The 19,421-nt window shown below is 60.6% G+C and carries 16 protein-coding genes; 15 read left to right on the forward strand and 1 reads right to left on the reverse strand.

The window, feature by feature from the left end:
• Positions 1–209 precede the first annotated feature (209 nt).
• A complete protein-coding gene (gene ompA, locus LMG28727_RS23860; protein ID WP_201644788.1) occupies positions 210–860 on the reverse strand; it encodes an outer membrane protein OmpA in 651 nt (216 codons plus the stop codon).
• 476 nt (positions 861–1,336) lie between these two features.
• Here ompA and gyrA point away from each other — a divergent pair, with 476 nt between their 5' ends.
• The 15 genes from gyrA (at position 1,337) to rfaD (ending at position 19,353) form a co-directional block, all read left to right on the forward strand.
• The gene (gene gyrA, locus LMG28727_RS23865) at positions 1,337–3,973 is read left to right on the forward strand and encodes a DNA gyrase subunit A (protein ID WP_201644789.1); all 2,637 of its coding nucleotides are present in this window, start codon (positions 1,337–1,339) and stop codon (positions 3,971–3,973) included.
• Positions 3,974–4,109: 136 nt separating this feature from the next.
• Complete coding sequence (locus LMG28727_RS23870; RefSeq protein WP_201644790.1) at positions 4,110–4,712, forward strand: DUF2059 domain-containing protein; 603 nt, start codon at positions 4,110–4,112, stop codon at positions 4,710–4,712.
• 337 nt (positions 4,713–5,049) lie between these two features.
• Positions 5,050–6,132: a 3-phosphoserine/phosphohydroxythreonine transaminase gene (gene serC, locus LMG28727_RS23875; protein ID WP_201644791.1), complete on the forward strand. Its 1,083-nt coding sequence runs from the start codon at positions 5,050–5,052 to the stop codon at positions 6,130–6,132.
• A 64-nt stretch (positions 6,133–6,196) separates the two neighbouring features.
• A complete protein-coding gene (pheA, locus tag LMG28727_RS23880) occupies positions 6,197–7,279 on the forward strand; it encodes a prephenate dehydratase (RefSeq protein ID WP_201644792.1) in 1,083 nt (360 codons plus the stop codon).
• Positions 7,280–7,409: 130 nt separating this feature from the next.
• Positions 7,410–8,522, forward strand: coding sequence for a histidinol-phosphate transaminase (hisC, locus tag LMG28727_RS23885; protein ID WP_201644793.1), 1,113 nt, complete (start codon positions 7,410–7,412; stop codon positions 8,520–8,522).
• A gap of 51 nt (positions 8,523–8,573) precedes the next feature.
• A complete protein-coding gene (locus tag LMG28727_RS23890) occupies positions 8,574–9,515 on the forward strand; it encodes a prephenate dehydrogenase (RefSeq protein WP_201644794.1) in 942 nt (313 codons plus the stop codon).
• 18 nt (positions 9,516–9,533) lie between these two features.
• Positions 9,534–10,838, forward strand: a complete 1,305-nt coding sequence (aroA, locus tag LMG28727_RS23895; RefSeq protein WP_201644795.1) for a 3-phosphoshikimate 1-carboxyvinyltransferase — start codon at positions 9,534–9,536, stop codon at positions 10,836–10,838.
• A gap of 24 nt (positions 10,839–10,862) precedes the next feature.
• Entirely contained in the window at positions 10,863–11,549 is a 687-nt protein-coding gene (cmk, locus tag LMG28727_RS23900; protein ID WP_201644796.1) for a (d)CMP kinase, read from the forward strand.
• Positions 11,550–11,714: 165 nt separating this feature from the next.
• Entirely contained in the window at positions 11,715–13,448 is a 1,734-nt protein-coding gene (gene rpsA / locus LMG28727_RS23905; protein WP_106283263.1) for a 30S ribosomal protein S1, read from the forward strand.
• Positions 13,449–13,469: 21 nt separating this feature from the next.
• Positions 13,470–13,793, forward strand: coding sequence for an integration host factor subunit beta (locus LMG28727_RS23910; protein ID WP_007180889.1), 324 nt, complete (start codon positions 13,470–13,472; stop codon positions 13,791–13,793).
• Positions 13,794–14,169: 376 nt separating this feature from the next.
• Positions 14,170–14,463, forward strand: coding sequence for a LapA family protein (locus tag LMG28727_RS23915; protein ID WP_074765089.1), 294 nt, complete (start codon positions 14,170–14,172; stop codon positions 14,461–14,463).
• A 78-nt stretch (positions 14,464–14,541) separates the two neighbouring features.
• The gene (lapB, locus tag LMG28727_RS23920; RefSeq protein WP_201644797.1) at positions 14,542–15,717 is read left to right on the forward strand and encodes a lipopolysaccharide assembly protein LapB; all 1,176 of its coding nucleotides are present in this window, start codon (positions 14,542–14,544) and stop codon (positions 15,715–15,717) included.
• A 173-nt stretch (positions 15,718–15,890) separates the two neighbouring features.
• A complete protein-coding gene (locus LMG28727_RS23925) occupies positions 15,891–17,294 on the forward strand; it encodes a UDP-glucose dehydrogenase family protein (RefSeq protein WP_201644798.1) in 1,404 nt (467 codons plus the stop codon).
• Positions 17,260–18,267 (forward strand): D-glycero-beta-D-manno-heptose-7-phosphate kinase, encoded by a 1,008-nt coding sequence (gene rfaE1, locus LMG28727_RS23930; RefSeq protein ID WP_236592312.1) that lies wholly within the window; start codon positions 17,260–17,262, stop codon positions 18,265–18,267. The genes LMG28727_RS23925 and rfaE1 overlap by 35 nt, the downstream gene beginning before the upstream one ends.
• Before the next feature lie 93 nt (positions 18,268–18,360).
• On the forward strand, positions 18,361–19,353 hold the full coding sequence (rfaD, locus tag LMG28727_RS23935; protein WP_201644799.1) for an ADP-glyceromanno-heptose 6-epimerase: 993 nt from the start codon (positions 18,361–18,363) through the stop codon (positions 19,351–19,353).
• The last annotated feature ends 68 nt before the right edge of the window (positions 19,354–19,421 follow it).

The following is a 19,421-nucleotide window of genomic DNA, read 5'->3' on the forward strand; positions in this document are numbered from 1 at the left end:
GCGGGCGCTCGAGGATAAACCCCGAGTATATAGGTCGGGGGCCAGGGCGGCAAAAATGCGGGCCGGTCCACTATGTGGGCGGCAATCGACGGGCGCTCCGACCCAAGGAAAGTCGTGCCGGACATCGCTCATCGCAGCGGCATACATAACGCGAGGCATAAAAAAAGCCCCGCCAAAGCGGGGCTTTTGAGGCTGCGGTACTTGAAAGCTTACTGCTTTGCGGTACCGACCACTTCGACTTCCACGCGACGATCCGGTGCGAGGCAGGCGATGAGTGCCTTCTTGTTGCGTTGGTTGCAACCCGTGGTAACCGGGTTACGCTTGCCCTTGCCTTCCGTATAGATACGGTTGGATTCGATGCCCTTGCTGACCAAGTATGCCTTGACAGCTTGTGCACGACGCAGCGACAGACGGTCGTTGTAAGCTACCGAACCGATGCGGTCCGTGTAACCCGTTGCAACGACAACTTCCAGGTTCAGGCCACCAATCTTCGATGCCAGTTCGTCCAGCTTTTCCTTGCCAGCCGGCTTCAGGATTGCCTTGTCGAAGTCGAACAGGGTGTCAGCTTGATACGTAATCTTTTCGCTGGAGATAGCCGGTGCAGCAGGTGCAACCGGAGCCGGCGGGGTCGGAGCCTGAGCAACCAGCGCGCCATCGCACTTTGCGTTGGCAGTTGCCGGCGTCCAGAATGCATCGCGCCAGCAAAGTTCGTTCGTGCCGTTCATCCACACGTATTCGCCGGTACCATTCACCCAGTTATCGTTCGTAGCTTGTCGCGACGCCGGCACCGACTGTGCCATGGCGGATGCAGCCATAACCGCGGTAGCTGCAATGAACGCGAGCTTTGAAAGTTTATTCATATTTCTCCTCTCGAAATTGAGATTACCGCAGGTTTACTGCGAGCCTGTTGACGAAGACAAGTCATACATTGCTCGAAGTATAACATTGGTGCAGAACAAAAAACGTCGTGTGTAGACTTCGAGCAGCGTCTAACTCTTTGTGCGTTGGCATTTTGCCATATCGTTCCCTTCCGACGATAAAAAAATCCGTCCCCGATCAATTCACCCTCTAATTGTGGTGCATGCGCAACAGAAGCAATCGGCCGGAGGCGCCGCCAGTCTTGGCTGAGCGGCGGATTGCCCTACGCACGAATCGAGCCTGAAGATGTAAAAAATGGTGACTCCAGACGCCTCTCCAAGACGTCCTGCTAATAGGTATACGTACCCTCGGCGGGAGCGGATTCGCGGCATGTTAGAATCGCGTGATGTATTGCGCCTGCAATGCTTACGCGAAGGCGCGGTTAGTTCCGCGTCTTGGCACGTAAAAGATACGGATAATGGATCAATTCGCCAAAGAGACTCTGCCAATCTCCCTAGAGGAGGAAATGCGCCGTTCGTATCTCGATTACGCGATGAGCGTGATCGTGGGGCGTGCGCTTCCCGATGTTCGCGATGGCCTGAAGCCGGTACACCGGCGCGTGCTGTACGCGATGCACGAACTGAACAACGACTGGAACCGTGCTTACAAGAAGTCGGCGCGTATTGTCGGCGACGTTATCGGTAAATATCACCCGCACGGCGACACGGCTGTTTACGACACCATCGTCCGGATGGCGCAGAACTTTTCGCTGCGCTACATGCTGGTGGACGGTCAGGGCAACTTCGGTTCGGTCGACGGCGACAACGCCGCGGCCATGCGGTACACCGAAATCCGCATGGCGAAGATCGGCCACGAACTGCTCGCCGATATCGACAAGGAAACGGTCGACTTCACGCCGAACTACGACGGCAGTGAAAACGAACCGGCCATCCTGCCCGCGCGCATCCCGAATCTGCTGATCAACGGCTCGTCCGGTATCGCGGTCGGTATGGCGACCAACATTCCGCCGCACAACCTCAACGAGGTCGTCGACGCGTGCCAGCATCTGCTTAAAAACCCGGAAGCCACGATCGACGAACTGATCGAGATCATTCCGGCGCCCGATTTCCCGACCGCCGGCATCATCTACGGTGTCGCGGGCGTGCGTGATGGTTACCGCACCGGCCGCGGCCGTGTGGTGATGCGCGCGCTCACGCACTTCGAGGAAATCGACCGCGGCCAGCGTATGTCGATCATCGTCGACGAATTGCCTTACCAGGTGAACAAGCGCTCGCTGCTGGAGCGCATCGCCGAACTGGTCAACGAGAAGAAGCTCGAAGGCATTTCCGACATCCGCGACGAGTCCGACAAGAGCGGCATGCGGGTGGTGATCGAGTTGAAGCGCGGTGAAGTGCCGGAAGTCGTCCTGAACAATCTGTACAAGGCGACCCAGCTTCAGGACACGTTCGGCATGAACATGGTCGCGCTGGTCGACGGCCAGCCGAAGCTGCTGAACCTGAAGGAAATGCTGTCGTGCTTCCTGTCGCATCGCCGGGAAGTGCTGACGCGGCGCACTGTATACGAACTGCGCAAGGCTCGCGAACGCGGTCATGTGCTCGAAGGCCTGGCGGTTGCGCTCGCCAATATCGACGAGTTCATCGCGCTCATCAAAGCTGCGCCGACTCCGCCTATCGCCAAGCAGGAATTGATGGCGCGTCCGTGGGATTCGTCGCTGGTGCGCGAAATGTTGGCGCGCGCCGAGACGGATAATGCGTCGGCGGGTGGTCGCGAGGCTTACCGTCCTGACGGTCTGAATCCGTCGTTCGGCATGCAGACTGACGGCCTCTACCGTTTGTCCGACACCCAGGCTCAAGAAATTCTGCAGATGCGTCTGCAACGCCTGACGGGTCTGGAGCAGGACAAGATCATCGGCGAGTACCGCGAAGTGATGGCGCAGATCGCCGACCTGCTGGACATTCTGGCTCGCCCGGAACGCATTACGGCCATCATCGTCGACGAACTCACGTCGATCAAAGCCGAATTCGGCGACGCGCGCCGCTCGAAGATCGAGCTGAACGCAACCGAGCTGAACACCGAAGACCTGATCACGCCGCAGGAAATGGTCGTGACCATGTCGCATGCGGGCTACGTGAAGTCGCAGCCGTTGTCCGAGTACAGCGCGCAGAAGCGCGGTGGGCGCGGCAAGCAAGCCACGGCGATGAAAGAGGACGACTGGATCGACACGTTGTTCATCGCGAACACGCACGATCACATTCTGTGCTTCTCGAATCGCGGTCGCGTGTATAGCGTGAAAGTCTATGAAGTGCCGCAAGGTTCGCGGAACTCGCGGGGCCGTCCGATCATCAATATCTTCCCGTTGCAGGAAGGCGAAAAGATTACGGTCGTGTTGCCGGTCAAGGAATTCTCGGCCGACAAATTCGTCTTTATGGGCACTGCGTTAGGAACGGTAAAGAAGACGCCGCTGGAAGCCTTTGGCCGCGTGTTGCGCAAAGGTATTATTGCGGTCGGTCTGGATGACGGCGATTACCTGATCGGCGCAGCGATCACCGACGGTCAGCACGACGTCATGCTGTTCTCGGATTCGGGTAAAGCGGTTCGCTTCGACGAGAACGACGTGCGTCCGATGGGCCGCGAAGCGCGTGGCGTGCGTGGCATGCAGCTTGAAGACGGGCAGAGCGTGATCGCATTGCTGGTGGCCGGCGACGAGCAGCAGTCGGTGCTCACGGCGACCGAAAACGGCTTCGGCAAGCGCACACCGATCATCGAGTACACGCGTCACGGGCGCGGCACGAAGGGCATGATCGCGATCCAGACGTCGGAGCGTAACGGCAAGGTCGTCGCGGCCACACTGGTGGATCAGGAAGCGCAGATCATGCTGATCACCAATACGGGTGTGCTGATTCGTACCCGCGTGTCGGAAATTCGGGAAATGGGCCGCGCAACCCAAGGTGTTACACTCATCAGCCTTGACGAAGGGACCAAGCTTTCCGGTCTGCAACAGGTTGCTGAGGCGGAAGCAGAGGGTGATGTGGAGGGTGACGCCGAAGGTCCTGCCGAAGGCGACAACGGCGGTGAAGACGGTGGCGCAGCCTGATCGCGTCGGCAGTTTCAGTCTCAGTTAATGGTTGAAAGCTAAGCTGCGCAGGAATTTTGGCGTGTCGGATCTGCATAGGTCCCGCGCACATCCTGCGCGGCGCGCAGTTCAAGTTAATTTCTCTCAGGGAGTAATGATGCAAAAACGATTCAAACAGCTGATGTTGCTGGCTGCCCTCGTGCCGACCTTCGCTATGGCTCAAGCTCTGCAAAGCCAGGCTCCGGCGGCTCCGGCTGCTGCCGCAGCACCGGTTGATCCGGCCAAGCAGGCGGCCATCAAGGACCTGCTGGACGCAATCGACGCACAGAAGCTGGTTGGCGCAATCGGCAACAGCGCGCAAATGCAAGCCAAGCAACTGGTTCCGGCCATCCTGTCGGACGCGTTGAGCGAAAACAAGACGATGACGGACAAGCAGAAGCAGGCTTCCGTCCCGGCACTGCAAAAGAACGCGGTGCCGAAGCTGGTTGACGGCGCAGGTCAAGTGTTCGCGACCGACGGCTTCCGTCAGGACGCAATGCAAGCTCAGTACGACGCTTACGCGAAGTACTACAGCACGTCGGAAATCAAGGATCTGACGGCGTTCTACAAGAGCCCGACCGGCCGCAAGTTCATCCAGGTCCAAGACCAGGTTGGCCGCGATGTCGTGAACGGCTTGATGCAAAAGTACATGCCGGAATCGATCAAGGCAACGCGTGACCAGGCTGACAAGGAAGTCGCTGCGGTCAAGCCGGCCAAGTAAGCACGAGGTCGAAAGGCTGCGCTGACGTCGCGCCAGCCGCCATTTGAAAGGTATGCCAGGTAAGTCGTGCGGCGTACCGGGTTTGGCGGCTTGGCGATGACAATGCGATAATGGCTGTTTGCGCACACGCGCAGACGGCCATTTTCTTTTTCGACGCGAAATTTTTCGAAAATTCGGAAAAGTCGCTGCGGCAGATTCGGTTCTGAATATTCCGCGCTAACGAACCCCGCGTCGTCAGACTCACGTGGCCAGCTTCATCGTGGTGGCCTTCCGGTTGCCACCTTCGCCGACTTTTGCGCGATCTTTCTTGTTTCGCGCCAGCTTCCAGGATTTCACGATGCGCGTCTTTAATTTCTCAGCCGGTCCGGCGGCCATGCCCGAAGAAGTGCTGCGCCAGGCAGCCGACGAAATGCTCGATTGGCAAGGCAGTGGCATGAGCGTGATGGAAATGAGCCATCGCGGCAAAGAATTCATGTCGATCCACGAAGAAGCGCTGACTGATCTGCGTGACCTGCTTGACGTGCCGGCGAGCCATCGCATTCTGTTCCTGCAGGGTGGCGGTCTCGGCGAAAATGCGATCGTGCCGATGAATCTGTTTGGCTCGAAGTCGCGCGCGGATTTCGTCGTCACCGGTTCGTGGTCGCAGAAATCGGTCAAGGAAGCGCAGAAGTATGGCACCGTGCATGTGGCCGCGAGCGGTCAGACCGCCGACGGTTTCACGCGCGCGCCAGCGCGCGCCGAGTGGCAGTTGTCGGATGATCCCGCTTATGTGCATCTCTGCACGAACGAAACGATTCACGGCGTAGAGACCTTCGAAATTCCCGACCTCGGCGACATTCCGCTGGTCGCGGACGCTTCGTCGCATATCCTGTCGCGCCCGATGGACATCGCCAAATACGGCGTGCTGTTCGGCGGCGCGCAAAAAAACATCGGCATGGCTGGCGTCACGGTGGTGGTCGTGCGCGAAGATCTGCTGGATCGCGCGCAGGCCATCTGCCCGTCGGCGTTCGAATGGAAAACCGTCGCTGAAAACAATTCGATGTACAACACGCCGCCCACCTATGCGATTTACATCGCCGGGCTGGTGTTCAAGTGGTTGAAGAAGCAGGGTGGCCTTACCGCGATGGAAGCGCGCAATCTCGAGAAGTCGAAGCTGTTGTACGACGCAATCGATTCGAGCAGCTTCTATCTGAACAAGGTCGAACGTGGTTCGCGCTCGCGGATGAACGTACCGTTCTTCCTCGCAGACGAATCGCGCAACGATGATTTCCTGGCCGGCGCGAAAGCCCGGGGAATGGTGCAGCTAAAGGGCCACAAGTCCGTCGGCGGCATGCGGGCGTCGATTTATAACGCCGTCCCGCTCGAAGGCGTCAAAGCGCTCGTCGAATACATGAAGGAATTCGAACAGCGCAACGCCTGAGTCAGATTGACTGACAGGTGTGCGTATCCTTTTCAGCAGTTACCCGGCAGGACCGTTTTCACGCATGGACGACGAACTTAATACCCGACTCAAACCTCTGCGTGAGCGCATCGACGCGCTCGACGCGCAGCTCATCGCTCTTCTGAACCAGCGTGCGTCTGTGGCGCTCGAAGTGGGCGAGGTCAAGAAGCATTTCAACGCGCCGGTGTTCCGTCCGGAGCGCGAGCAGCAGGTGATCGCGCGTCTGCAGGACATGAGCGAAGGGCCGCTCGCGAGCGAGCATATCAGCGCGATCTGGCGCGAAATCATGGCGGCGAGCCGTGCGCTCGAAAAGACCATTAAGGCCGCGTATCTCGGGCCGATCGGCACGTATAGCGAGCAGGCCATGCACGAGTACTTCGGTCAATCGATCGAAGGTCTGCCGTGTCCGTCAATCGACGAAGTGTTTCGCTCTGTCGAAGCGGGCGCCGCGGAGTTCGGCGTCGTGCCGGTTGAGAATTCAACCGAAGGCGCGGTGTCGCGCACGCTCGATCTGCTGCTGCAAACGCAACTCACGATCGGCGGCGAGCTGGCTTTGCCGATTCACCACAATCTGTTGACGCTGAACGGCGGTCTGACTGGCGTGACGCGCGTGTGCGCGCATGCTCAGGCGCTTGCCCAGTGTCAGCGCTGGTTGTCGACGAACGCGCCGCATCTGGAGCGCCAGGCAGTGTCGAGCAATGCCGAGGCTGCGCGCATGGCGGCCGAAGATCCGACGGTTGCGGCAATCGCAGGGGACCGCGCGGCGATCCATTATGGTTTGCAAGTGGTCAACGCGCTTATTCAGGATGATCCGCATAACCGCACGCGCTTCGTGATGATTGGCAAGCAGCCGTCTGGCCCGAGCGGTTACGACCAGACTTCGCTGATCGTGTCGGTCGCGAACGAACCGGGTGCGATGGTCAAACTGTTGGAACCGTTCTCGCGGCATAGCGTGTCGATGACCCGCTTCGAGTCGCGACCGGCGCGCGTGGGCACGTGGGAGTACTACTTCTATATCGACGTCGAAGGCCATCGCGACGATCCGGCCTTGTCGGCCGCGCTCGACGAACTCAGCGAAAAAGCCGAGTTCCTGAAAATACTGGGTTCGTATCCGCGCGCCCGGTAACAGATCACCGGGCAGTGGAGCAGGCGGCGTGCATGCGCGCCGCGAACAATGCGATTCACGCAACGGGATTCGGGCGGCGCGAGGCCACCCAGCCGCACCATCATTAATTCATAGTTGTTCGGAGATAGTCATGACAGCGTCTTTCGGTCCTTCCTACGTGCGCGCGATTGCACCTTACATCGCCGGCAAGCCGATTTCGGAAGTGGCCCGTGAGTTTGGTCTGGACGAAGCGAGCATCGTGAAGCTGGCGTCGAACGAGAATCCGTTGGGCATGCCTGATTCGGCGAAAAACGCGATCGCGCAGGCCGCCAGCGAACTCGGCCGCTATCCGGATTCGAACGGATTCGAGTTGAAAGCCGCGTTGAGCGGGCGTTATGACGTGCCGGCCGAATGGGTCACGCTCGGTAACGGCAGCAACGACATTCTCGAAATCGCCGCGCATGCGCTCGTGGAAAAGAGTCAGTCGATCGTCTTCTCGCAGTATTCGTTCGCGGTTTATGCGCTCGCCACGCAAGGCGTCGGCGCGCGCGCGATCGTCGTGCCGGCGCTCAGATACGGTCATGATCTCGACGCAATGCTGGCCGCGATTACCGACGACACGCGGCTCGTCTTCGTGGCGAATCCGAACAACCCGACCGGCACGTTTATCGAAGGCCCGAAGCTCGAAGCGTTTCTCGACAAGGTGCCGCGCCACGTAGTCGTGGTGCTCGACGAAGCCTATACGGAATATCTGCCGGAACAGAAGCGCTACGACTCGATTGCATGGGTGCGCCGTTATCCGAATCTGCTGGTGTCGCGTACGTTCTCGAAGGCGTTTGGTCTGGCGGGGCTGCGCGTCGGTTTTGCGATCGCGCAGCCTGAATTGACCGATTTGCTGAACCGCCTGCGTCAGCCGTTCAACGTGAACACGCTGGCGCAAGCCGCGGCGATCGCCGCGCTGAACGACAAGGCGTTTCTCGAAAAGAGCGCGACGTTGAACGCGCAAGGCTATCGCCTCCTGACCGAAGCATTCGACAAGCTGGGTCTCGAGTACGTGCCGTCGGACGGTAACTTCGTGCTGGTCCGCGTGGGCAATGACGCTGCTGCCGGCAATCGCGTGAATCTGGAATTGTTGAAGCAGGGTGTAATCGTGCGTCCGGTCGGCAATTACGGTTTGCCGCAATGGCTGCGCATCACGATCGGCCTGCCGGAAGAAAACGCAGCATTCCTCGCGGCGCTCGAAAAGACGCTCGCCACCGCGTAAGCGGCAACCCTTGACCCGCGCGCCGCGGCGTATGAACGGTGCGCTTTTTTTGTGATCGACGTGGCCGCGTTTTCTTTTTTTAAGCTGGTGATTTTTGGTGTCGGCCTGATCGGCGGATCGCTCGCGCGCGCGTTGCGCGAGCGTGACGAAGCCGACGGCAAGCGCACCGTGATCGGCGTCGGGCGTTCGTCGGCATCGAGCGAGCGTGCGCTCGAGTTGGGTGTGATCGACGCCGCCGCGGCGTTGAATGACGATGCCGCGTTGCGCGACGCGCTGTCCGGCGCCGACTTCGTGCTGCTGGCCGCGCCGGTCGCGCAGACGCTGCCGTTGCTCGAACGCATCGCGCCGTTTCTCGACGCCAGCACGATCGTCACCGACGCGGGCAGTACGAAATCGGACGCGGTTGCGGCGGCCCGTACGGCGCTCGGCACGCGGATCGGCCAGTTCGTGCCGGGGCATCCGATTGCCGGACGCGAATCGAGTGGCGTGAATGCCGCGTTGCCCGATCTGTATGTGGGCCGCAATGTCGTGCTGTGTCCGCTGCCGGAGAACACGCCGCAAGCAGTCGAACGCGTCGCATCGATGTGGCGGGCAACTGGCGCGCTCGTCCGCGAAATGACGGCCGAGCAGCACGACCGCGTGTTCGCGTCGGTTAGCCATTTGCCGCACGTTTTATCGTTCGCGCTGGTCGAACAGATTCTCAATTCACCCGACGCGGCGCTGAAATTCTCGTTCGCCGCGGGCGGCTTTCGCGACTTTACGCGGATCGCCGCGTCGAGCCCGGAAATGTGGCGCGACGTGTGTGTCGCCAATCGCGCCGCGTTACTCGACGAACTCGACGCGTACACGGCCGTGCTCGCGCGCCTGCGCACGGCAATCGAGGCCGCCGACGGCGCCGCGCTCGAAGCCGTGTTTGCGCGCTCACGCGTTGCGCGCACCGAGTGGCAGGAACAACGTGCAGCTAGCGTCGCCCCGAGCGACGCATCGAAATAACCGGAACTGGACTCAATCATGGAATTCCTCGATCTCGGACCATTTGCTCGTGCGTCCGGCACGGTTCGTCTGCCTGGCTCGAAGAGCATTTCGAACCGGGTGTTGCTGCTGGCGGCGCTTGCCGAAGGCGAAACGACGATCACGAACCTGCTCGATTCCGACGACACCCGCGTGATGCTCGACGCGCTCGAGAAGCTGGGTGTGCGCGTGAAGCGTGACGGCGACACCTGTGTCGTGACCGGCACGCGCGGCGCATTTACCGCGCGCTCGGCCGATTTGTTCCTTGGCAACGCGGGCACGGCGGTCCGTCCGCTGACCGCGGCGCTGGCGGTGAACGGTGGCAACTACCGGATTCATGGCGTGCCGCGCATGCACGAGCGGCCGATCGGCGACCTGGTCGACGGTTTGCGGCAGATCGGCGCAAAGGTCGACTATGAAGAGAACGAAGGCTATCCGCCGCTGCGGATTCGCCCCGCGCAAATTACCGCCGACGCACCGATCCGCGTGCGCGGCGACGTGTCGAGCCAGTTCCTGACCTCGCTGCTGATGACGCTACCGCTGCTGCGCACCGAAAGCGGTGTGAGCACGGTGCAGGTTGACGGCGAGTTGATCTCGAAGCCCTATATCGAGATCACCATCAAGCTGATGGCGCGCTTCGGTATCGAGGTCGAGCGCAACGGCTGGCATCAGTTCATTGTGCCGGCGGGACAGCGGTATCAGTCGCCGGGCACGATCATGGTCGAGGGCGATGCGTCGTCCGCGTCGTATTTCCTCGCTGCCGGCGCGCTGGGCGGCGGTCCGCTGAAAGTGGAAGGCGTGGGCCGTGCGAGCATCCAGGGCGACGTCGGTTTCGCCGACGCGCTGATCAAGATGGGCGCGAACCTGCAGATGGGCGACGACTGGATCGAAGTGCGCGGTGTCGGTAACGACAATGGCAAGCTCAATCCGATCGACATGGACTTCAACCTGATCCCCGACGCGGCCATGACGATCGCGGTCGCTGCGCTGTTCGCGGACGGCGCGACCACGTTGCGCAACATCGCCAGCTGGCGCGTGAAGGAGACCGACCGTCTGGCCGCGATGGCCACGGAGTTGCGCAAGGTTGGCGCGAAAGTGCAGGAAGGCGAAGACTATCTCGTCATCGAGCCGCCTGAAAAGCTGATTCCGAACGCGTCGATCGATACCTACGACGATCACCGTATGGCGATGTGCTTCTCGCTGGTGAGCCTGGGCGGCGTGCCGATCCGGATCAACGACCCGAAGTGCGTCGGCAAGACGTTTCCCGATTATTTCGAGCGCTTCACCGCGCTCGCTCAACCCTGAATCGACTGACGTGCGACTTTTTCGATGAAACCGACCCGTCCCTTTCACCAGACGCCCGTCATTACGATCGACGGCCCGAGTGCTTCCGGCAAAGGCACTGTGGCAGCGCTGGTAGCCGCGAGCCTCGGCTTTCACCTTCTGGATAGCGGCGCGCTGTACCGGCTGGCCGCGCTGGCGAGTATCCGCTACGGCGTTGCGCAGCACGACGCAGACGCCCTTGTCAAACTGATCGACGAGCTCCACATCACCTTTCGAGAGGGGTTGGCGCAGCTCGACGGCGTCGATGTGTCGGCGGAAATTCGCGCAGAGGAAGTCGGCAGCCGGGCGTCGGCCATTGCCGTCCACGCTCCCGTGCGAGCCGCTCTGGTGGCCCGTCAGCGGGCCTTCCGCAAGGAGCCAGGACTGGTTGCCGATGGTCGCGATATGGGCACCGTGATCTTCCAGGACGCCGCGCTGAAGGTGTTCATGACCGCCAGCGTCGAGGCCCGCGCGGCACGCCGGTATAAGCAATTGATCCAAAAAGGATTTTCTGCTAATATGGATGACTTGCTCCGGGATTTGCGTGAGCGCGATGAGCGTGACAGTCAGCGCGCAGCCGCGCCACTCAAGCCCGCAGCGGATGCAAAGCTGCTTGATACCTCCGCATTGTCAGTCGACCAGGCGGTCGAGCAGGTGGTGCAGTGGTATGAAGCTTTAGTCCCGCAAAGCTGATCAAAGCAGGTGTTTTGAATCAGCGGTGGGCGCAGTAGAAGTCCGTTGTCAGTAGGTGCTTTGCGATTGTCGCGAAGCGTTGTATTAACCCCTTAACCCCGCGTGGCATTCGCTTTCTTGACCGTTGTTGCTGACCCTTCCGGCCAGCCGGGCACCGCGAGCACCATGCAAATTTTGATTTTTATGTCCGACCTGCAAACCTCTACCCCGAATACCGAATCTTTTGCGGCTCTGTTCGAAGAGTCGCTGACCAAGCAAGACATGCGCGCCGGCGAAGTGATTTCCGCCGAAGTCGTGCGTGTTGACCACAACTTCGTGGTCGTCAACGCTGGTCTCAAGTCCGAAGCCTACATCCCGCTCGAAGAGTTCCTGAACGACGCGGGCGAGGTAGAAGTGCAGGCGGGCGACTTCGTTTCCGTCGCGATCGACGCGCTGGAAAACGGCTATGGCGACACGATCCTGTCGCGCGACAAGGCGAAGCGCCTGGCTTCGTGGCTGTCGCTGGAAAAGGCTCTCGACAACAACGAACTCGTGACCGGCACGATCACGGGTAAAGTCAAGGGCGGCATGACCGTCATGGTCAACGGCATCCGCGCATTCCTGCCGGGTTCGTTGGTCGACACGCGTCCGGTCAAGGACACGACCCCGTACGAAGGCAAGACGCTGGAATTCCGCGTTATCAAGCTCGACCGCAAGCGTAACAACGTCGTGCTGTCGCGCCGTGCTGTGATCGAAGCGACCCAAGGCGAAGAGCGCGCAAAGCTGCTCGAAACGCTGAAGGAAGGCGCGATCGTGGAAGGCGTGGTGAAGAACATCACCGACTACGGCGCGTTCGTGGACCTCGGCGGTATCGACGGCCTGCTGCACATCACCGACATCGCATGGCGTCGTGTGCGTCACCCGAGCGAAGTTCTGTCGGTTGGCCAGGAAGTTACCGCGAAGATCCTCAAGTTCGACCAAGAGAAGAACCGCGTTTCGCTGGGCATCAAGCAACTGGGCGACGATCCGTGGGAAGGCATCTCGCGCCGTTACCCGTCGGGCACGCGCCTGTTCGGTAAGGTCACCAACATCACCGACTACGGCGCATTCGTCGAAGTGGAATCGGGCATCGAAGGCCTGGTTCACGTATCGGAAATGGACTGGACGAACAAGAACGTTGCACCGTCGAAGGTTGTGCAGCTGGGCGACGAAGTCGAAGTCATGGTTCTCGAAATCGACGAAGACCGCCGCCGTATCAGCCTCGGCATGAAGCAATGCAAGCCGAACCCGTGGGACGACTTCAGCCGCAACTTCAAGAAGGGCGACAAGCTGCAAGGCGCAATCAAGTCGATCACCGACTTCGGCGTCTTCATCGGTCTGCCGGGCGGCATCGACGGTCTGGTTCACCTGTCGGACCTGTCGTGGTCGGAAACGGGCGAAGAAGCAGTTCGCAAGTACAAGAAGGGCGACGAAGTGGAAGCGATCGTTCTCGGCATCGACGTCGAGAAAGAACGTATTTCGCTGGGTATCAAGCAGCTCGAAGGCGACCCGTTCAGCAACTTCGTTGCAATGAACGACAAGGGTTCGATCGTCGACGGCGTGGTCAAGACGGTGGACGCGAAGGGTGCAGTGGTTCAGCTGTCGACGGAAGTCGAAGGCTACCTGCGCGCTTCGGAAATCGCACAAGACCGCGTGGAAGATGCTCGCAACGTGCTGAAGGAAGGCGACAAGGTCAACGCGATGATCATCAACATCGATCGCAAGTCGCGTGGTATCAACCTGTCGATCAAGGCCAAGGATTCGGCTGAGCAACAGGAAGCGATCCGCGGCCTGGCTTCGTCGGACTCGAGCTCGGCTGCCACCGGCACGACGAACCTCGGCGCGCTGCTGAAGGCCAAGCTCGACGGCCAGAACCAGTAAGCCTGAGAGGTCTGCTGCAGTATGACCAAATCGGAATTGGTCGCCCAGCTGGCTACGCGATTTCCGCAGCTTGTTCTTAAAGATGCGGATTTCGCGGTGAAGACGATGCTTGATGCGATGTCGGAGGCACTTGCCAACGGTCATCGCATCGAAATTCGAGGCTTCGGCAGCTTCGGCCTCAACCGCCGTCCCTCCCGCGTCGGACGTAATCCGAAGTCGGGCGAGAAGGTGTTGGTACCTGAGAAGTACGTACCGCACTTCAAGCCGGGCAAGGAATTGCGTGAGCGGGTAGATCGCCGCGCGGGTGAGCCGTTGAAGGCCGAAGAGCCGGATGACGATCTGTAAATGCTTCGCTGTGTGGTTTGCAGCGTAGCGTTGGTAGCGTCAGCGGCCAAAGCCACAGTCGGCAAAAGACCAGAAAAAGCGCCTTCGGGCGCTTTTTTTTCGTCTGTACGTTTCGACTGGTATTCTCCAAATCGGGGATGGCGCCCACTGTTACGCCGTGCTGAGCCGGCCGGTGTAGAGGCGGCATGGCTATCGACGCCTTCGTCTGTGTGCGCTCCTGGCAACAATCATCTCGTGTAAGGCCGCAATCCGCCAGTTCCTGCCCAGCCGCGAGGGCTTCAATTACAATACGGGTCACTTCGGCGCGGGCAACACCCCTGGCGCGACGCGTCATCAGGCCGGCGTCACTCCGCAATTGCCGTCAAGAGACCTACTCATGAAATTTATCGTCTGGTTGATCCGTGTGCTGGTGTTCGTGCTGCTGCTCGTGCTGGCACTCTCCAATACACAACCTGCTACGCTGAATTTCCTCGCTGGCTATGCGTGGTCGGCGCCTTTGATCCTGATTGGCCTCGCGTTTTTTGTCGTGGGGCTGCTGGCCGGGCTGGTGTCGGCCATGCCTGCCGTGGTGCGTTTGCGCATGGAGAATGGCCGGCTCAAACGCGAGTTGCGCGTGGCGCGTGAAACGCCGGTCGTGGTCGAACAACCGCCCATGCCGCCGCTGATCTGATATTTCTTCTGCCGCGCGGTTTGAGCGCGGCTTTCCGTTCCCGCTTTCCGGCACTCCCGGCACTTTTGCATTTATCGCATGGATCTAGACTTCTGGTGGCTGCTCGTCATACCCGTCGCGTTTGCGTTCGGCTGGATGGCTGCGCGCTACGACCTCAAGACGCTGCTGTCCGAGAGCGCAAACCTGCCGCGTTCGTATTTCCGCGGCCTGAATTTCCTGCTCAACGAGCAACCCGATCAGGCAATCGACGCGTTCATCGAAGTGGTCAAACTCGATCCCGAAACGATCGAATTGCATTTCGCATTGGGCAATCTGTTCCGTCGGCGCGGCGAAACGGATCGCGCGATCCGCGTGCATCAGAATCTGCTGAGCCGGGCCGACCTGCCGGTTACCGAGCGCGACCACGCGTTATACGAACTGGGTCAGGACTTTCTGAAGGCGGGTCTGCTGGATCGGGCGGAAGAGACGTTCCGCTCGCTCGAAACCGGCGACTATGCGCTAGGCGCACAACGCGCGCTCCTCACCATCTACGAAATCGAGAAGGACTGGGTGAAATCGATCGACACCGCCCGTCATCTCGAAACGATGGGCGCCGAATCGCTCGACAAGGAAATCGCGCAGTTCCATTGCGAACTCGCTCAGGAAGCGTTGCAGCAGAAAAACGCTGATGAGGCTCGCCGTCAACTCGGCTTGGCGCTCAAGGCAAATCCGACCAACGTGCGCGCCACGATCCTGTTCGGCGACGTCGACGCCGCGGGTGGCGCTCAGGAAGCGGCGATCACGCAGTGGCGACGCGTCGAGGAACAGAATCCGGCCTATCTGCCGCTCGTCGCGGAAAAGCTGATGAAGGCTTATGAGGCACTGGGCCGCGCGCAGGAAGGCGCCGATCTGCTGACGACCTGGGTGGACCGTCATCCGACGAACGATCTGCTCGACGTCGCCTATCAGCATGTCGCATCGTTGCGCGGGCCTGAAGCAGCGCACGCGTTGGCACGCGCGCAGATGCAGAAGTCGCCGAATCTGGCCGGCATGACGCGTTTGCTCGAAGCGCAGCAGGCCGTCGCCGAAGAGCCGCGCCGCAGCGAACTCGAACTGATGCGCACGCTGATCCGTCAGCGCACCAAAAATCTGCCCCGCTATACGTGCCAGAATTGTGGTTTCAGGGCGCGGCTTTTTTACTGGCAATGCCCTGGCTGTAGCGGTTGGGAGACCTACGCTCCCCGCCGTGTCGAACCGATTGCGGCGTCGAGCTGACCCGGGCGACATGATGTGACCACTGCGACCGCGCCGGCGTTGACCCGTGCGGCCGTCGCGCAGAGCTGCATCGGCGTGCCATAGGCAGCGCGACGGTGGCCTGGCAGGCGCGGGCAGAATTTGCCACGGTTTCATCATCGGCATCATCACCGAAACCTTCTAGCGGAAAGCGTATGAAAATTACCATCATCGGCACTGGCTATGTGGGCCTCGTCACTGGCGCGTGTCTCGCCGAGATCGGCAATGACGTGTTCTGCCTCGACGTCGATCCGCGCAAGATCGAAATTCTCAATAACGGCGGCGTGCCGATTCACGAGCCGGGCTTGCAGGAAATCATCGCCCGCACGCGTGCGGCCGGCCGCATCACGTTTTCGACCGATATCGAAGCGAGCGTGGCGCACGGCGACGTGCAATTCATCGCGGTCGGCACCCCGCCTGATGAAGACGGCTCGGCCGATCTGCAATATGTGCTCGAAGCGGCCCGCAACATCGGCCGCACGATGAACGGCTTCAAGGTCATCGTCGACAAATCGACGGTGCCGGTCGGCACCGCGCAGCGTGTGCGCGCGGTGGTCGAAGAAGAGCTGGCCAAGCGGGGTCTTGCCAACAGCGAACAGCACCGTTTCTCGGTGGTGTCGAACCCGGAGTTTCTGAAGGAAGGCGCAGCGGTCGACGACTTCATGCGTCCCGACCGCATCGTGCTGGGGGTCGACGAAGACGAAGCCGGCCAGCGCGCGCGCGAAATGATCAAGCGCCTGTACGCACCGTTCAACCGCAATCACGAACGCACGCTGTATATGGACGTGCGCTCGGCCGAATTCACGAAATACGCCGCTAACGCCATGCTCGCCACGCGCATCTCGTTCATGAACGAGATGTCGAATCTGGCGGATCGCGTTGGCGCGGATATCGAATCGGTGCGGCGCGGGATCGGCTCGGACCCGCGCATCGGGTATCACTTTCTGTATGCCGGTTGCGGCTACGGCGGCTCGTGCTTCCCGAAGGACGTGCAGGCGCTGATCCGCACCGCGAGCGAAAGCGGCCACAACCTGCGCATTCTCGAAGCAGTCGAGGAAGTGAACTACAAGCAGAAGGACGTGCTGGTCCAGAAGATCACGGCGAAGCTCGGCGAAGACCTGAGCGGTCGCGCGTTTGCCGTGTGGGGCCTCGCGTTCAAGCCGAATACCGACGACATGCGCGAAGCGCCGAGCCGTCGCGTGATCGCTGAATTGCTGGCGCGCGGCGCCCACGTGCGCGCGTACGACCCGGTCGCCGTAGCGGAAGCACGCCGTGTGTTCGCGATGGATCTGCACGCGGCGCCGGAGCAGCTCGCGCGCCTCACTTTCACGAGCACGCAGGATGAAACGCTCACGGCCGCCGACGCATTGGTGATCGTGACTGAGTGGAAAGAATTCAAGAGTCCCGATTTCGCGCATCTGAAATCGGTACTGAAGTCGCCGCTGATTTTCGACGGCCGCAACCTGTACGAACCGGACGCGATGACCGAACTCGGCATCGACTATCACTCGATTGGACGCCCTTATGCCCAACCCTCTGAACTTCCGGCCGATGCCTGACGCCGTGCCCGCGACCTCTGCGCCCACACCGGCACCCGAGCTCACCGTGGTGCCGCGCCAGCAACTGGGCGCAGCGCGCGTGCTGGTGGTCGGCGACGTGATGCTCGACCGCTACTGGTTCGGCGACGTGAATCGTATTTCGCCGGAAGCACCGGTGCCTGTGGTGCATGTGCAGCGTCAGGAGGATCGCCTGGGCGGCGCGGCGAACGTCGCGCGCAACGCGGTCGCGCTGGGCGCGCAAGCCGGGTTGCTCTGCGTGGTCGGCCATGACGAGCCAGGCGAGCGCATCGTCCAGTTGCTCGGCGAGAGCGGAGTCACGCCGCATCTCGAACGCGATCCGGCGTTGCTCACCACGATCAAATTGCGCGTGTTGTCGCGTCAGCAGCAACTGCTGCGGGTCGATTTCGAAAACTCGCCGGCGCACGAAGTGCTGCTCGCGGGTCTCGCGCGTTTCGACGAATTGCTGCCGTCGCACGATGTGATTCTGATGTCCGATTACGCGAAGGGCGGATTGACGCACGTCACGCAGATGATCGCGAAAGCGCATGCCGCAGGCAAACCGGTGCTGGTCGATCCGAAGGGCGACGACTGGGAGCGCTATCGCGGCGCGACGCTGATCACGCCGAATCGCGCCGAATTGCGTGAAGTCGTCGGTCAATGGAAATCCGAAGAAGACCTGATCGCGCGGGTGACGAAACTACGCGCCGATTTGCAGTTCAAGGCGTTGTTGCTGACGCGTTCGGAAGAGGGCATGACGCTCTTCTCCGACGACGGCATCCTGCACGCTTCGGCCGTAGCACGCGAAGTGTATGATGTCTCGGGTGCCGGCGACACCGTGATCGCCACGCTCGCGGCCATGCTGGGCGCGGGTCTCACGCTGGTCGAAGCGGTCGGGTTAGCGAATCGCGCAGCCGGTATCGTGGTCGGCAAACTCGGTACCGCCACCGTCGACTACGACGAACTCTTTCATTGATGCGGTCCGCCGGGTTCTTTCGTTACGCGCCGTCGGGCGGCGTAAAAAAGAATCCGCGGGGCGTCAACTGAAACCCATTACAGCAGGACCACCATGACTCTCATCGTCACCGGCGCGGCCGGTTTTATCGGCAGCAATCTCGTGAAGGCGCTCAACGAGCGCGGCGAACAACGCATCATTGCCGTCGACAACCTCACACGCGCGGACAAGTTCAAGAATCTGGTCGATTGCGAGATCGACGATTATCTCGACAAGACCGAATTCGTCGAGCGCTTCAGGCGCGGCGACTTCGGCAAAGTGCGCGCGATTTTCCACGAAGGTGCCTGTTCAGACACGATGGAAACCGACGGCCGCTACATGATGGACAACAACTTCCGCTATAGCCGCGAGGTGCTCGATGTCTGCCAGGCGCAGAACATCCAGTTCCTGTATGCGTCGTCGGCGGCGACGTATGGCGGGTCGAGCCGCTTTGTTGAAGAGCGCGAAGTCGAGCAGCCGCTGAACGTGTACGGTTATTCGAAGTTCCTGTTCGACCAGGTGGTTCGCCGCGTGTTGCCCACCGCGAAGAGCCAGATTGCCGGCTTCCGTTACTTCAACGTGTACGGGCCGCGAGAAACGCACAAAGCGCGCATGGCGTCGGTCGCATTTCACAACTTCAACCAGTTTCGCGCTGACGGCAAAGTCAAGCTGTTCGGCGAGTACAACGGTTATGCAGCGGGCGAGCAAACGCGCGACTTCGTTTCGATCGAAGACGTCGTGAAGGTCAACCTGTTCTTCTTCGACAACCCGGACAAGTCAGGCATCTTCAACCTGGGCAGTGGCCGCGCGCAACCGTTCAACGACATCGCCAGCACGGTGGTCAACACGCTGCGTTCGTTGAACAACGAGCCGGCGTTGTCGCTGGCGGAGCAGGTGCAGCGTGGTCTGATCGAATACATTCCGTTCCCTGACGCGTTGCGCGGCAAGTATCAATGCTTCACCCAGGCCGATCAGTCGAAGCTGCGCGCAGCCGGTTACGACGCGCCGTTTTTGAGCGTGCAGGAAGGTGTCGATCGATACGTACGTTGGCTGTTCGGCCAGGTGTAAATAATTCGGATACCTCTTTAAACTGGAATCTCCCGGTTGGTGATGGTCGCCAACCGGTTGTACGAGGG

The sequence above is a fragment of the Paraburkholderia metrosideri genome (assembly GCF_904848625.1).
In the GTDB taxonomy this organism is placed as follows: domain Bacteria; phylum Pseudomonadota; class Gammaproteobacteria; order Burkholderiales; family Burkholderiaceae; genus Paraburkholderia; species Paraburkholderia metrosideri.